Annotated in this window: 8 protein-coding genes and 1 pseudogene; 3 read left to right on the top strand and 6 right to left on the bottom strand. The window is 44.0% G+C overall.

The features are described from left to right. Nucleotides 1-829: ABC transporter ATP-binding protein (locus C7Y66_RS15365; RefSeq protein WP_146149801.1), on the bottom strand; the 829-nt coding region annotated here is incomplete at its 3' end. A 167-nt stretch (nt 830-996) separates the two neighbouring features. On the opposite strand from C7Y66_RS15365, the pseudogene C7Y66_RS15360 reads away from it, so the two are divergent. After that, nucleotides 997-1383, top strand: a pseudogene (locus tag C7Y66_RS15360) (FAD-dependent oxidoreductase); the annotation flags it as partial. Nucleotides 1384-1490: 107 nt separating this feature from the next. Then, a complete protein-coding gene (locus C7Y66_RS15355; protein ID WP_106546264.1) occupies nt 1491-2849 on the top strand; it encodes an FAD-dependent oxidoreductase in 1359 nt (452 codons plus the stop codon). Between the two features lie 159 nt (nt 2850-3008). On the opposite strand, the gene C7Y66_RS15350 is transcribed toward C7Y66_RS15355, so the two are convergent. The 5 genes from C7Y66_RS15350 to C7Y66_RS15330 all read right to left on the bottom strand — a co-directional run bounded on the left by C7Y66_RS15350 (nt 3009) and on the right by C7Y66_RS15330 (nt 14310). Continuing rightward, complete coding sequence (locus C7Y66_RS15350; RefSeq protein ID WP_106546263.1) at nt 3009-8810, bottom strand: hybrid sensor histidine kinase/response regulator; 5802 nt, start codon at nt 8808-8810, stop codon at nt 3009-3011. Between the two features lie 361 nt (nt 8811-9171). Then, nucleotides 9172-11508, bottom strand: a complete 2337-nt coding sequence (locus C7Y66_RS15345; RefSeq protein WP_106546262.1) for a HAMP domain-containing methyl-accepting chemotaxis protein — start codon at nt 11506-11508, stop codon at nt 9172-9174. A gap of 24 nt (nt 11509-11532) precedes the next feature. After that, nucleotides 11533-12063: a chemotaxis protein CheW gene (locus C7Y66_RS15340; RefSeq protein ID WP_015152229.1), complete on the bottom strand. Its 531-nt coding sequence runs from the start codon at nt 12061-12063 to the stop codon at nt 11533-11535. A gap of 5 nt (nt 12064-12068) precedes the next feature. Continuing rightward, nucleotides 12069-12443 (bottom strand): response regulator transcription factor, encoded by a 375-nt coding sequence (locus C7Y66_RS15335; protein ID WP_041462305.1) that lies wholly within the window; start codon nt 12441-12443, stop codon nt 12069-12071. A 634-nt stretch (nt 12444-13077) separates the two neighbouring features. Continuing rightward, on the bottom strand, nt 13078-14310 hold the full coding sequence (locus C7Y66_RS15330) for a response regulator (protein WP_106546261.1): 1233 nt from the start codon (nt 14308-14310) through the stop codon (nt 13078-13080). A 366-nt stretch (nt 14311-14676) separates the two neighbouring features. Here C7Y66_RS15330 and hmpF point away from each other — a divergent pair, with 366 nt between their 5' ends. Further along, nucleotides 14677-16260, top strand: coding sequence for a pilus motility taxis protein HmpF (gene hmpF, locus C7Y66_RS15325; protein ID WP_106546260.1), 1584 nt, complete (start codon nt 14677-14679; stop codon nt 16258-16260). Nucleotides 16261-16273: the final 13 nt, after the last annotated feature.

Genomic DNA, 16273 nt, shown 5'->3' with positions numbered 1-16273 from the left:
CCCCTGCTCCCTGCTCCCTGCTCCCTACTCCCTGCTCCCCATGAATATGCAAAGCCGCCTGCAAGAGCGATCGCGTGTATTCGTGTTGCGGTTGCCGAAATACTGTTTGGGAAGAACCAGTTTCGACTAATTCTCCATCGTGCATTACGCCAATGCGATCGCAGTATTCTCCCACCAGCGCCAGATCGTGAGAAATCAATAACAAAGCCATGTCCCGCTCGCGACATAGACGCATCAGTTCTTTTAAGATTTGCGCCGCTACGGTTACATCTAAACTAGTTGTTGGTTCGTCGGCAATAATTAGTTTGGGATCGAGCATCAAAGCTAGGGCGATCGCCACCCGTTGGCGCATTCCACCGCTAAATTCATGCGGGTATTGATGAGCGCGATTTTCGGGAATTTTCACGGCGGCGAGAGTGGCGATCGCTTTATCCCTTAGTTCTCGTTCTGAGAGTTGGGGTTGGTGCGCTCTTAAAGTTTCCACGCAGTGCTTGCCAATCGTCATCAGCGGATCGAGGCGCGTCATCGGATCTTGAAATACCAGTGCTACTGCTTCCCCGCGAAATTGCCGCATCTGGGTAGGTGTGAAATCTAATACCGATCGCTCCTCAAACATCACCTTGCCATTTACGCGGCTAGCTGTTGGTAACAGGCGCATTACAGCCCGTCCTAGAGTCGATTTACCGCAACCCGATTCCCCCACCAGACCCAGGCGATCGCCCCGTTGCAGCGTCAAAGATACGCCGTTAACAGCCCATTGGATTTCCCTATCTTTTTGCTGTGGATAGGCAACTTTGAGATTATCGATATCTAGTAGAGCTTGGCTCATATGATCGGTTATCAGTTATCAGTTATCAGTTATTGGTGAATCAATTTTAGATTGTGGATTTTGAATTGGTCATGGGTAATGGGTAAGTCGTAGGTGAGAATTAAGAAGATGCGATCGCGTTAGGGAGACATCTACGCGATTGTCTCTAAAGAGCAACTCAAACAGAAGATATAGAACAACGCCGCACTCTATTGACGTTTGCTGTTTTGGGTGATGGTCGTTCTGGAGTAGAGCTAGCTGCTACCTTAGCAGACTTATTACCCGATTGGTATGCTCAAATTAGTGGTAACAAACAAGAAATCCGGGTAGTCATTCTTCAACGCGGTAAAGAGATTTTAAAAGGCGATCGGGATAAGTTGCGCTCCTCTGCCAATCGAGCCTTACAACAGCATGTCGTACCCGTGGAATTGTTGTTAGAAGCTGAAATTAGTGCCGTGCATCCGCAACGGGTAGAATACAAACACGGCGATCGCACCCTAGAATTACCAGTAGCTACAATTATCTGGACGACAGGAACTGCTGTTAATCCTTTAATTAAGCTATTTAACAAATGACTAATGACCAATGACAAATAGCAGCATTTTGGTAGAGTGTAAAATATATCTCCATGAATTAACATGAAAGAATAACTATTATGACGAGCGATCGCAACGGCTGAGAAATGTTATTAGATCGAGACAAACAAACAGTGCAATCTGGAAATATTCCTTATGAAGTAGCTATCATTGGAGCTGGCATTTCTGGAACTGCTTTGCTGTATAGCTTAAGTAAGTACACTAATGTAGAGCGGATTCTCTTAGTAGAAAAAGAATCAGAAGTTGGCTTATGCAATTCTCATAAAACAATGAATAGCCAAACGCTTCATTTTGGCGATATAGAAACTAACTATACTCTAGAAAAAGCTCAAAAAGTGAATCGAGCCGCAACCTTAGTCAAAAACTATCTTTTAAGGAACGACACCAGCCAAAAAAGCTATAGCAAGTACCATAAATTAGTCTTAGGTATTGGAGCAGAGCAAGTTCAAGAACTGCGAGATAGATACAGAGAATTTCAATCGTTATTTCCGCAATTAAAATTAATTCAAAAGCCGGAAATAGAGGCGATCGAACCTAATCTTATTAAAGATAGAAAGCCCGACGAAGAAATTATAGCTTTATATTCTGAAGCTGGTTATACAATAGATTTCCAGGCATTATCTCGCTCGTTTTTGCAAAACTCGATTGAAACTAAAAAAACAATTGACATCATGATGTCAACAAAAGTTAAGTCTCTAAAAAGAGAGAAAAATTTATACCATATACAAACTGACCGAGGAACATTTTCAGCGAAAAGTGTTGCTTTTGCCACTGGAGCATATAGTCTTTTATTTGCCAAAACTCTAGGTTATGGAAAAGATTATGCCCTTTTGAACGTAGCTGGAAATTTTTATTTTTCACCAGGGGTTTTAAATGGCAAAGTCTACACCGTACAAATGAAAAAAATTCCCTTTGCTGCTATTCATGGAGATCCGGAAGTTCATGACCAAAGCCTGACTAGATTTGGTCCCACCGCCAAAGTCACTTTACTATTAGAGAATCGCAAATATGCTACTGTTTTAGACTATCTTAAAACAGCAGGATTCAGTATCAATGCTATTATAAGTTTTTTAAATATACTATCAGATACAACCATTTTCAAATATATTTTGAGGAATTTAATTTACGATATACCATTAGTTGGCAAAAGACTATTTTTGAAAGAAGCTCGCAAGATAGTCCCTTCTTTACAACTGAACGAATTACAATTTGCTGAAGGTTATGGAGGAATCAGACCCCAAATTGTTAATACAAAAACTAAGCATCTTGAAATGGGAGAAGCCAAAATTGTTGGAGAAAATATTTTGTTTAATATAACTCCCTCTCCTGGTGCTTCTACTTGCTTGCAAAATGCCGAATACGATACTGAAAAAATTGTCGCTTTTTTAGGAGCGCAATACACATTTAATAAGCAACAATTCTGGAAAGATTTAGGAGATGAGTAAGGATACCAGAAAGCAGGGAGCAGGGAGGCAAGAGAGCTGAGGGAGCTGAGGAAGCTGAAGGAGAGAATATAAATTCGTTATCTCTACTTTTTGCTACACATAAATAAAGAGATGTGCCGTAGCACATCTCTTCTAGCAAACTGAAACTAGCTTAATTGCCTACATACTACTAGCACTAGCAGCAATTAATACCTCACCTTTGAGCATTCTCTGAGCGCCATCAAGCAATGCTTCTTCTAAATATGGTTTAGTGAAGTAGCCGCTAGCTCCTAACTGGAGTGCCATTTGGCGGTGACGGTCGGAACCCCGCGATGTCAACATGGCAATTGGTAGTTGACTTAATCTTTCCTCTTTTTGCATCCGCGATAGCAACTCTAAGCCATCCATCCTTGGCATCTCGATATCGCAGAAAACTAAATCGCAAGGTAAACCATCGCGGAGCTTGTCCCAAGCTTCCTGACCGTCACGCGCTTGTTCGACCCGATAGCCAGCATTGGTAAATGTCATCGACAACAGCTCGCGGACGGTAATCGAATCATCAATAATTAGTACTAACGGTTCTGTTTTAACTGGCGCTGCTGGTATTGGCGGTGCGGGAATATGTCTGGGCGACCAAACAGTACCTCTACCATCTTTCTGAATCCGTCCTACAGATAGATCGATTAACTCCAATACATCTGCGATCGGCACGATCCGACCGTCCCCCAAAATTGTAGCACCAGCAATTCCTGCTGGCTTGGGTGCAGGTGCTTCAAACTGTTTAATTACAATTTCTTGTTCGCCTAACACCTGGTCAACTTGGAGCGCGAAGAATGTGTCGGCAGAACGGAGAATCACAATCGAAACTGCATTATCGTCGCGACTGCTACCATAAATGCTACCTCTCCCTAATTGGCGAGTGAAACTGAGCAATTCTTTTAAGGGTCGGAATGGCAACAAGGAATCGCGCCAAGGAATGCAGGTCTGTCCTTCTGCGTTAGCGACGATATCATTCACGGGAATGTCTATCATCTGTTCCACACCGTCCATTGGGAATGCAATTCGAGCCTTATCGCTCACGCAACAAAGTGCTTTACAAATACTCAGTGTTAGAGGTAGACGAATTGTAAAGGTTGTTCCCTTGCCCAGAGTGGAATCAGTGTGAATTGTACCTCGCATTTGTTTGAGGCTAGTCAACACAACATCCATCCCAATACCGCGTCCGGCAAATTGGTCTACTTGCTCTTTGGTGCTAAAACCTGGTTGGAAGATTAGGTTAAAGACATCCAAACGATCCATGCTGTCTGCTTCTGCTGGAGTAATTAGCCCATTGGCGATCGCTTTTGCCTTCACTTTTTCTGGATCGATCCCAGCTCCATTATCGCTGACGGTAATTACGGTCTGATTGCCTTGGTGAAAAGCGCGAATTGTAATTTTGCCAGCCGCAGCTTTGCCTTTAGCAGTTCGCTCATCTGGGGTTTCAATCCCGTGAGTAATCGCATTGTTGACTAAGTGGGTCATGGGGTCGTAGAGTTGCTCCAAAAGCCCCTTGTCAATCAAAGTCTCGTTGCCTTCTACTTGTAGTTCTGCCTGCTTACCATATTTGAGAGCAATGTCACGCACGGCTCTAGGCAACCGCTCGGCAATTTGACTGAAGGGAACCATTCGCGATCGCGTGATCCCTTCTTGCAAGTGGGTTGTCACTTGGCGGAAGTTGCGCGCTACTTGCTCGGTTTCACCGGTGACAAATTCAATATCTGAAGAAGCCTCACGTACCCTGACGATCAACTCGATCATTTCCTGCGCTAAGGTATGGAAGCCTGTAAAGCGATCCATTTCTAGTGCGTCAAAGTTGACTCCAGTGGCGTGCCGTTCCTCTACTGAGGCAGAATTGCCATCTGGAACTGAAATTAATTTTCCTCCCTGACGACTATTGAGTAGGGATGCTTCTAAGAGCGATCGCTCGTATAGTTCCTGCATCCTCGTACCCACATCACCCAACTGCTGTACTTGGTGCAGCAAATTGTCGAGGAACTGTCGCAGCCTTTCTTGATCTTGCTCTAAGCTATTCCGGTATACAACTAGCTCCCCAACCATATTACCAATACTATCTAGTTGCTTGACTGGCACGCGCATCATCTGCTCGAAGGCGGGACGGCGAGGGCTAGGGGATGCAGCTGCTGGTTGAGGTGCTGCTGGGGCTGGTTGAGGTGCAACTACATTGGTAGTTTTCGCCGGAGTCTTGTGTAATAGCTGTTCCAGATCGTCAAAGTCACCACCGCTTGGAGTTGTGATAGTAGCTGCCGCGACTTTGGGAGTTTCCTGCAAAAGTAAGTCCAAATCGCCAAAGTCATCATCACTGCTTGGTGTTGTAGTAGGTGTCTCGATCGCAGGTACGATTGGAGATGAGCTTAAATCTAATAAAGCTTCTGCCGTGGCGATCGCATTTGTGACTGATTCTTCCTCATGCAATAATGCATTTAGTTCGGGAAAATCGTCATCTGTTTCCAACTGCGAGTCAGCTAAAAAATCTGCTTGGGCTTCTCCTAGCAAGTCCTCATTTTCAGTTGTATCTTGGCAGATGGATTCCACTACGGACATCAACTCTGTAATATTCTCATCGATGATAGCCGCCGTGGAGGTAGAAAATAGCTCGGCATCACTTTCAGCTATTTCAGCCATTAAATTGAAGTTGTCGCCTAACTCCAAACTGGGTTCGAGTTCAAAGCTGGGAAGATCTTCGTTCTCAGTTTGAGTAAGATCGTAATCCAAACTAAGTTCTGCTTCCCCAGCATCCCAGGCAGCGCTTGTAATAGAACCCTCATCATCGAAAGATGTTTCTATTTCGCTGCCAGCATCCCAACCTACCATCAGTTCGGCACTGCTGAAATCGTCTGTCGCTGCCAGTGATGCGTCGGTGAGTAAATCACTGCTAGGCTCTAATTCTAGATTGACTGATGCGTCGGTGAGTAAATCGCTGCTAGGTTCTAATTCTAGATTGAAGGAATTATCTAATTCTTCTACCGTGGCAGAGTCAAAGCCCATCTCTATGGTTTCGCTACCAGTATCCCATTGTCCGATCGATTCTCCATCTTCCGTGGAAGCTTCGGTTACTAAGCTGAAGTTATTGCCTAACTCCAAACTTGGTTCGAGTTCAAAGCTGGAAAGAGCTTCGCTTTCAATTTGATGGGTATCAAAATCTATACCTAGTTCATTTTCCCCAACATTCCATGTTGTACTAGGAGTGATATTTTCTTCATCTTCCTCGACATCGAATGTCTTACCAGGAGTGGTACTTTCGTCATCAACAGGCATTGATGCTGATTGTGCAAATAACTCTGAGTTAGATGCGTCAAAACTGATACTGTCGCTCAACTCGATAATAGTGGAATCAACTCCCATTGCTAGGGCTTCACTGCTAGTATCCCACCCTGTCATCAGCTCGGCACCACTGAAATCGTCTGTTGTTAGTGATTCGTTGGTGAGTAAATCGAGATCGGACTCTAATTCTAAGTTGAGAGTGTTGTCTAATTCTATTGTGGCAGAGTCGAAGCCTAGTTCTGGAGTTTCGCTACTAGCTTCCCATTGTGCGATCGATGCTGTATCTTCTGTAGGCATCTCATCTGTTGATTCTTCCAGCATGAAAGAAGAATCAATGTTTGTTACTGTTATCTCTTCTGAAGTGGGAGAAGTAAACAAATCAGCAGTACTATCAAAGCCTAATTCAGATGCTTCAGTGTTAGTATCCCATTCCGATATCGATGTGGCGCTACTATCACTCCACTCGGAATCAGCTTCCGTTCCCAAACCAAGACTCTCACCTAATTCCAGACTAGGCTCAGCTTCTAAACCAAGACTCTCATCTAATTCCAGACTAGGCTCAGCTTCTAAACCAAGACTCTCACCTAATTCCAAACTAGACTCAGCTTCTAAACCAAGGCTCTCACCTAATTCCAGACTGGAATTGGTTGCTAAATCAAAATCACTACCTAGTTCCAGACTGGAATCGACTTCTAAACCGCAACTCTCACCTAGCTCCAGACTAGAATTGGTTGTCAAATCAAGATCGTCACTTAATTCCATTAGTGTAGAGTCAAAACCCATTTCTGGGGCTTCGCTGCTAGTATCCCATCCTGCCATGAAGTCTGGATTGCTATCATCGGTTATTGCTATTAGTGGTTCTAAGCTGGATTCAGTCTCAAAACTAAAATTACCGCTCAACTCCATAGGAGAAAAGCCAAGTTCTAACTGTCCTACATTACTATCATCCCATCCTTTATCGATCTCTGGAGCAATGTTGTCAGTTTCTAAGCCTAAATTCTCATCTATTTCAGGAATTAAATCGCAATTTAATTCTACTGGTTCAATCTCACTGTTCCATTCGGTCAATGATTCTGTAACATCATTATCAGCATCGGTTGTAAATATTGGTGTTACACTTGCGGGATATGCGATCGCGGATAAATCAAACTCTGATTCAGTCAACTCAGATTCTACTTGTGGCACAAAAGCAATCAAGTCATCTGATATAGCGAATTCATTGCCTAATTCAAGCTGTATTTCAGTATCGGCGATCGCTTCTACCGAACTATCGACAACAGCTTCGGAGCATGATGTTTCGAGCTGCGGTAAGCTCTGAGTTTCCTCTGTCCACAACTGATTTAGATTGACGTTTTCTGAATTATCTGTAGGGTTCGTTGCTTCCAGAGATGTAAGGTCATCTAAACCTACTGTCGTAGCACTAAACAAATTCAAAAAAGCAGGTTCTTCGTCAATTGAATTTAGAGAAATATCTTGGGCTTCAGTAAACAAATTATTGAGTGCTAAAGTTTCTTCAGAAGAAATAGAAGCTTGCGATTCAATATCTTGAAGCGAGATATCATCCGAGCGATCGTTAATGACATCTAACAAATCGGTTGTTTCTTGCCAAAGTTGATTATTGCTGTCTGACTTGGGAGTAAATAAGCTGCTAAGAGCGTCATCATCTGACAAGTTATCCAGTTGTTCTTCTGTAGAGAATGCTGTTTTGACTTCATTATCAACAATTGCAGGAGGTGTGAAGATATCCGCTCCTAAAACGAGAGAACTTTCAGTAAACTGATTCTCGTTTAACTCAAAACTATTGCTATTGTTTTCTTCCCAATCCAGCAAGAAAGTATTAATCGACAACGATTGCAATTGTTCGCAGATGGTAATTTCATCTGCACGGTGAGCGAGAATGAGTTCCTGTGCTTGTTTGAGTTCGCGAATAATGACTGGAGCAAGAGTACGATAGGAGTTGTCGGTATTGGCAATCGCTCCTGCTGCTGTTTCGCACAACGTCAACCAGCCAGATAAGTCATATTCCACTCCCATCTGAGCGAGTTGGGTACAGCACGCCTGAAGAGCTTGGCGCGTTTGAGATGTCTCCGGCTGCTTAAATAGTTGCAACAACTCTCTGAGTGTTTCTGGAACGCTGTACTCAAAAGCGGCAGCACAAGCAGCGATCGCGCCTACCCGTGCATCCGTAGTAACCGCAGGCATGGGTAATTCGTCTGGATGCATACTACCACCAGCTTGTCCCACAAGTACGGACAGTTGATGTTCCAGAGCCGCAAACACAGGTTCGACTTCTGCCATTAAACGACTGGCTTCACCATCGCTCAAGCTAGAGCCATTTTGAAGTTGCTCCAAAAGTGCTTTTAAATTATCAAAAACTTGCAAGAATAATGATTCTAGAGTTTGCTCGATCTGAATCGACGGACACTCTTTCAAAATTTTGAAAAAATCTTCCAAACGGTGCGCTGTACGCTGGATGCTATTCAGACCCAGCATTGCTGCTCCCCCTTTAATTGAGTGAGCAGCTCGAAAGATTTCATTCACCATTTCCGAATCTGCAAGCGTACTTTGCAAATTTAACAAGCCTTGCTCGATCGTATTTAGGTGGTCGCTGGCTTCTTCAAGAAAATAGCCCAAAATCCGCTGTTGTTGTTCCGGCAGCATAATAATTATTTTGAGTTTTGAGTTCTAAGTTTTCAGGTAAGAGAATTAGTTTCGAGTTAAGAAATTATTTTGAGTTTTGAGATCGGAGGATAGTATTGAGTTGAGGTTGCAGCCATCAATCAATTCTTGACAATAAGTGAAAAAAATAGTACTAGACAATTTCATCCCTACTCGTGTTAAACTCAAAACTCAGTAGAATTGGGCGAAAATAGAATTATAAACGCTCAGTTAAGAACATTATTCGTACTATTTAACTGAAAGTTTTTGATTTTGGAATTACTTTAAGGAATTTAGGTTGTTACATTCCAAAATTCCAAATTCAAAATGGAATCGCCCTTTGCTACCATTCAAAACACCATAGCTACACTCGGAAGCGTTCTACTGAAGTCTGTAGTTCTCCTGCTACCTGCACGAGGTTTTGCAGAGAGCCAGAAACTCGCTGAGCTTCCTGAGAGGTTTCTTGTGCTGTTAACTCTACTGACTGTACCACAGCTGCCACGGCGCGAGAGGTTTCTGTTTGTTGTACGGTGTCAGCAGTGATCGAACCAACCAAAGCATCAATACGATTGGATACTTGCACGATGTCTTCCAGCGATCGCTTAGCTTGCTCGGCTAGTTTCGTTCCTTGAATAACCTGTTGAGTTCCCTCTTCCATCGCTGTCATTACCGAACCCGTCTCGCTTTGAATTTGCCTCACGATCTGTTCGATTTCTTTCAACGCCTTGGCAACTCTATCTGCTAGCTGACGTACCTCATCCGCAACAATGGCGAAGCCTCGACCTGCTTCTCCAGCTCTTGCTGCTTCAATACTGGCGTTAAGTGCCAACATATTCGTCCGCGAAGCGATTTGAGAGATCAGTGCCACAATCTTAGAAATTTCTTGCGAGGATTCTGCCAGCCGCTTTACCTTGCGAGTGGTTTCCGCTACCGTCTGCCGAATTTCTAAAATACCTGCTACTGTTCTTTCTACTGCCTCACCGCCTTTTTGAGCGGTGTCGGAAGCAGAACGCGCTACAGATTCAGCCTCTCTCGCCGATTCTGCTACACGTTGAATTGCGTCTGTTAGCACTTGTACAGAATTAAGCGTAACTGCTAGCTCTTCAGCTTGACGCAAAGCGTCTTGGGACAGCGCTCGGGCAAATGTTTCGTTGTCGGCAGATCCTTGACTGACCTGTCGAGCTGCTAGTTTTACTTGTCCGACGATCTCTCGCAGATTTTGAATTGTTAAGTTAAACGAGTCGGCAACCGCTCCTAAAACGTCAGCAGTGACTTCAGCCTGTACAGTTAAGTCTCCCCTTGCCGCACCTTCTACGTCGTCTAGTAGCCGGATCACCTGCCGTTGTAATTCTTCTTTAGCCTGTTCTTGTTCTTGTGCTTTGCGCTGCGTTTCTGTAGTAATTTGAGCAATGCCTTGTAGCATATCGTTAAACTCAGAAGCTAACAGTCCAAACTCATCTTGAGAATAAACTGTAGCTCTAGCATCGAGATTGCCCGTCCGCACGGTATTAAATTGTCCGCGCAGATCCATTGTGGTTTGTTGAATTTGTTTGAGCGTCAGTCGTCCCATGAAGCGCGAGCTAGCAAAACTTGTAGCTCCAGCAACCAGAGCCATAGCTATACCCGTACCTTGGACTGCACGCTGGTTTTCACCCTTGAGTAGCATCGATCCGCCAAAGCCAGCAGCAGTGACGACTAGAGCAGAGGTAATACCGACAGTGCTTGCCGTAAGCCATTGCTTTTTCGCCAGAGGAGCTTGCTCGAACTGTCCTACCAAGCCGCCACTGTTGGCAGATAATTGACGCTCGCCTGTATCATCTGCTTGCAAATTGGGCATGGACGATGCCAATTGAGCTGCTTCTGCCTTGTTGCTGGCGCGATCGCTCAATTCGCCGTGACTGTCTGCATCTGGTAAGGATGAGGCACTTCCTGATAGAGGAGAAGACAACAATCCAGAATCTAGCAATTCAGAAGCCGACTCTGGAAGTTCAAACTCTTCGATTGAATTGCGCTCGGAGCGACTAACATTGTTGTTTTCGGTGTCAAGATCGTAGCGATCGGAAAACTCGCGCTCGATTTGAAAGTGAGACAAGTCTGAATTGTGAGGATGAGAAAGCTCGTGCTGGCTCAAATCTGGTAGGCTCAACTCTAAATTGCTATCTTCTGATAGATTACTTTCTGGCTGATTCCAGACAAAAGGATTGCCAAAAGGCATAGAAGAATTGCTACTGCTGGTAACATTTGTACTGTCAAGATGCGATTGGGCAAACGGACTATCAAATTGATGCGAAAAAGACTTTGGAGAATCTGAATATGACGACTGCTCTGTAGCATAGTAGTCCGGTAGTTCAGCAGCGTCAGCTCCTAACAAGAAAGTATTTTCAATTTCTGACGCTGGCATTCTGCCATTACTATACTGCTCCGAACTTTCGTACTGTTGAACTGACTCCAAACCATTTTTCGCACAATCGATCAATTCTGGATCTTGTGTCAGTTGTAATACAGTTTGATATTGTTCTCTAGCAATTTCATATTGCCGAAGAACGCAGTAAATGTGACCTCGTAGGAGGCGACTATTAGGATCGGCAGGAAAGTCTTCGATCAATCGATCGACAAAAGTAGCCGCCTCCTCATAGTTACCTTGAATATAGGCTGTTTGAGCTTGTTGATATTGCTGCTCGTGATTAGTACTTGATGTCATTTGCTGCCTCTGCTTGCCTTGATTTCATGCTGCCCAAAGTTCGCTCGATATAATTGCCTTGTGATCTAGCAGTCGAAGACGCTGATGGGTATCTTCATCTAAAATCCACTCACCACGGACAAAGGGAGCCATACTGTTTGCAACTTGAGTAGGCTGCTGTACTTTTTCCGCACTCAGCCATTCCATCCCGACAATGCGATCGACTGCCAACCCTAAGAGTATTTCTTGCTCTTCTACGGCAATTACCGGAATTTCTGGTCGCTCTGTGTTTAAGGCTGTTGATTCTCCCAAAATTTGGCTGAGGTCAGCTACCCAGATCACTCGTCCGCGTAAGTTGATCGTGCCCAAGAGTAAGCTGGATATATTGGGAATTGGTGTAATGCGATCGAGAGGAGCTGAGATGACCTCCCGAACAATAATTGCTGGCAATGCCAGCTCTTGAGTGGGTGTGACAAAAAAGCGTAGGTGTAGTTCTCCTTCCCGAATCTCTAATTGCTGAAATTCTGACGCAACTTGAACTTGGTCAGCACCCATTGACAAGTCCAGATCTACCATGCCACTCACCCTTGCCCTCGCAGTAATTGTTTAACTGTTGCCAGTAATTCTTTTGGTTGAAATGGTTTGACAATGTAAGCGTCTGCACCCTGTTTCATTCCCCAGTAGCGATCGAATTCCTCGCCTTTGGAGGAACACATTACCACTGGGACATTTTGAGTTTTTGGATCGGTTTTCAGCTTGCGACAAACCTCGTAACCATTCATTCTAGGCATGACAATATCTAACACCACTAAATCGGGACAAGAAGCTTCTTGCATATGCTGTAAAGCCTCCATACCATCAGTGGCTATCATCACCGTCAACCCACTCCCCTGAAGAAGATCGATAATAATCTCTCTTTGAGTAGGACTATCTTCCACGACCAGCACTGTACTCATAACTGTTAATTTGCCTCCTGGCTTCAACGTCCCGCCTGTGGGCACGACCACCGTGGTTAACTAAAAATTATGCATCAATTCAGTAAGCTAAGTTCTTTACTAATCGAGCTACGAACATGCCAAAATTTAGTATAAATATGTGTAAAATCAACTTCAATCCTGTCTTGCATGAACTCGCAAAATTTAAGTTAATGGCTCAAACAATTGTAAGCAAACTCAAAGATAACTGATTTTTAGATCGAACTCTCGCATGAGCTTATATTGAAATCGAATAAGTTCCTTATGCGATACTTCACAGTGTTTATGGTGTCCACACACGCGATAAAAGTCATTCTTTCAAGTGCAATACAAATTATTTGGATAGTTAGTGTTTTAAGAGAATCTTAGATTACTAAACTACAGCATCAACTTAGCTCTACCTCAATCGTTTATCCAAGCGCAAATCCACTGAGAACTTAATCCTATTTAAGTTAAAAACTTACCGCAATCGGTGAATCTACAGAGGCGAACAGTTATCAGTTATTAGGGAGCAGAGTGGTAATAACTAACAACCAATGACCAATGACCAATGACCAGTGACCAGTGACCAGTGACCAGTGACCGGACTAGCAATTGATGAGTAGTTAATTCTGGTTTATGACTTGTGACTTGTGACTTGTGACTTTTGAGTTGTCTTCACACCTTTCTTAGGCAGGGATTTTTCTACTAGCATCAATAACTCGCTATCGGTGAAAGGTTTAGTGAGATAGTCGGTTGCGCCTACCGTTCTAGCTCTGACGCGATCGATAAATCCATCCTTACCTGTTAGCATGACAATCGGCGTTTGCCGAAAGGCATTGGAGCAGCGCAGCATGGCACATAGCTCGTAGCCATTTAGTATGGGCATGACAATATCGCACAGAATTAAATCTGGTGGCTGGTGAAACAGCAGACTAAATGCCTGAAGCGGATCGCTACAGCTCGTGACTGTAAATCCTTGCTGCTGTAGGATAGTTTCTACAGTTTGGCAAATAGCGATCGCATCGTCGATGCATGTGATTGTTAGCGTTTTGATACCAGAAGACAAATGAGGATTATCAGTTGTTATCCCAGTTATTTTTGGCGTGTGAATTTGTATCCAACCGTGTTTCACGCAAGGATAAACCGCCTTGCCTACCGTTAAAATATCTCGATTGAGATAGCGTGCTAGTTGGCGGAGAGAAGTTTTACCATCTATCCAAGTCTCTAGTCGATTGGCGGTTGCTGCTGGCAAGCCTTGACGTAATCCTTTGAGATTGGCGATCGTCAAACAGCGATCGGGAGATTGAATCTGAGGATATAACTGCTTCCATGCCTGTACCTGCTGTACGATCTTGGTTGCTAAAGAAGTACTGGCTAAAATCGTCAAGTGCGGTGATAGGGCAGCTCCTCGCTTGAAAATAAACAAACCTTGATGCAAACTTAGTAGATCGAACAGGGTTTCATGCACAATGCCGTGGATGATGTTACGAGCTTGAGCCGGGGTGAGAACGCGATCTTCTAGCAATGTCCAAAGATAGGCATACTCTAGGGTGGTATTAGCTGCGAACGTGGAAGTTGTAATTTGCTCTAGGTCGATCTCGATTCGATAGTGTCGTAGATAATCGCGTAGACGAGATAAACTGCGATCGCCGTCTGTGGCATAGACGATTTGACCGTTGAGAAAAAAGATAAACCAACACTGCGATCGCGGGTACGAACTCCTGTAACGCAAAGCAAAGTTCGGATCTGCGTGATTCACGTTACTAGAAGGACTGTAGGCTTCAACAAACAATTCCCCCGTTTGCTGTCCTAATTCAATGAGTTGTAAAATACTGCGAATATCAATTTCACTTAAGTTACCCTGCATTTAGCTGATGAAGCTCCTATGTAATCGCGTATACCCCTTCATTAATTCTTCCCTTTTATAGTCATCAGTCATCAGTTGGCTAACATTGACTCTGACCAATGACAGATGACAAATGACGACTAATCGCTAGTCGCCAATTTTGTAACACAATTTAACAAAGAAGAAGTGAAGAAGTTAAGCAATAACTCGGAAGTGACATTGACTGTACTCAGTCCAAAATAGAGTCGGAGATTTCTGCGCCTGCTGATATTAGCTTTAACCAAAATGGGGTTTTGACCACAAGGGAGATTTAACCAAAGTGGGTCAAACATGACAAGCAAGATCGGTTCGCAGCTGAGGCATTGGTAAATCAAGAGGACGACTGGTGTGCTGTATTTAGCAGAAGTACAAAAGCAAAAAGCTTTTATGGGTCTGAAGACAGAAATCAAGCTGCTGGCATTTCAAAGAGCCGACCAGAGTTGGTCTTCTGTACAGGGAGAAGAGATTGTTGCAGCTGAGGAAGCAAACAATCTCAATGCTGGAGCGCTGATACTAGCTGACTTAAATGCCAATCGACAAGTACAACGCATTCAAGAAGCAGGGCGACCTTTAGTTAGCATCTTAAGTGGGTTCTCCCGACAAATCGAAAAGGCGAAGCTTCAGGAAGAAGAAATCGAGCAGTGGAAGGAATCTCTCACCTTTCAAAGAGATGAGATGTCCCGCCGCCATGAAGAAATGGAAATACGCTTGGAAGAGTTGGAACACATCGAGGAGGAATATAGACAATTACAGAGCAGCCAGTCGGCAGGATTGGACGAAACAACTGTTAGCCAAGTTGAAGAATTGCTCGAACGCTTATCTCAAGGCTTACCACCGACTGCGGCAGTCAGGCAAGAACTAACTTTGGCTCTAGAATTGGTAGAGACCCAGCAAGCAACTTTGATTCCACATTGGCAGAAACTAGAACAGCAAAAGCAAGGGATCGACCAGCAGCAGTTAGAAGTCGATAGCCAAACTCAGAGGTTACAGCAAGGTCAACAGCAGTGGTGGGAATCACAAAAATCTCTAGAACAGCGAAAAGTCAAACTACAAGCGCAAGCGATGGTGCTGCAAGCCAAGCAAGAATACGCTCAAACCCTTAACGCACAACAGAGGCATCAAGAAGATTTACATCAGCAACTAAATCGGTTGATCCAACCTGTCGATGATTTTCTCTTCAGCCAGCAAGTTGATTCGGCTGTATTAGAACAAATGCCTTTAGATCAACTGCAACAAGTGCTACAAGATTTGCGACGAGATTGGGAAAATGCTTGTCGGTTCGTCCACGAACAAGAAGAGGAACTCAGAGCTAATCAACAGGTAATTGACGAAATTAAGGGGCGCTTGAGCCGAGCTGCCAGCGATGGGGAACGGGCAAATATAGAAGCAGAACTGAAAGACGAGCAAGACAGTTATGAATTTCTGCTGCAAACCTTGATGGGTCAACGCCAAAACTTACAAGATCGCAAAGAAACTTTACGGCAACATCAAACTGTTTTGTGGAGACGGCAGGGAATTCCAGCTGGCAATCGAGAAGAAGACTTTAAATTAGATTTAGATCCACTATTGAGTCAAATTCAGTCGCAAAAACAACAGCAATTTCTCATGCTGCAACAGCTAGAAAAGGAAATCGAGCAGATGCGCTCTGGTTTTGACTTAGAGCAGGGAATGCTCGACCAGCAGGTGCAGGAACAGGAAAGGCAGTGGCAGGAATTACAAACTTGGCAGCAAGAGTTATTAACTTTACGATCGGCAGCAAGCGATCGTAGCGGTAGGATAAATCTTTATGAAGAAATCCTCAGACCAGTACAAGATAGTTTGGATGGACTGCGACAGAAATTACAAGGAGTAGCGGGCATACTGAGCGTAGAAGCTAGCGAACCACCACAAGCAGCGATCGCTCAAATTCGCGCCAAAATTACGAGAAACTAATATAAAGAAGTCA

Origin of the sequence: Chroococcidiopsis sp. CCALA 051, from assembly GCF_003015105.1 — a bacterium.
GTDB classification, from domain to species: Bacteria; Cyanobacteriota; Cyanobacteriia; order Cyanobacteriales; family Chroococcidiopsidaceae; genus Chroococcidiopsis; species Chroococcidiopsis thermalis.
Note: the sequence above shows the minus strand (reverse complement) of the source record. Positions and strands in the feature narration are given on the sequence as shown.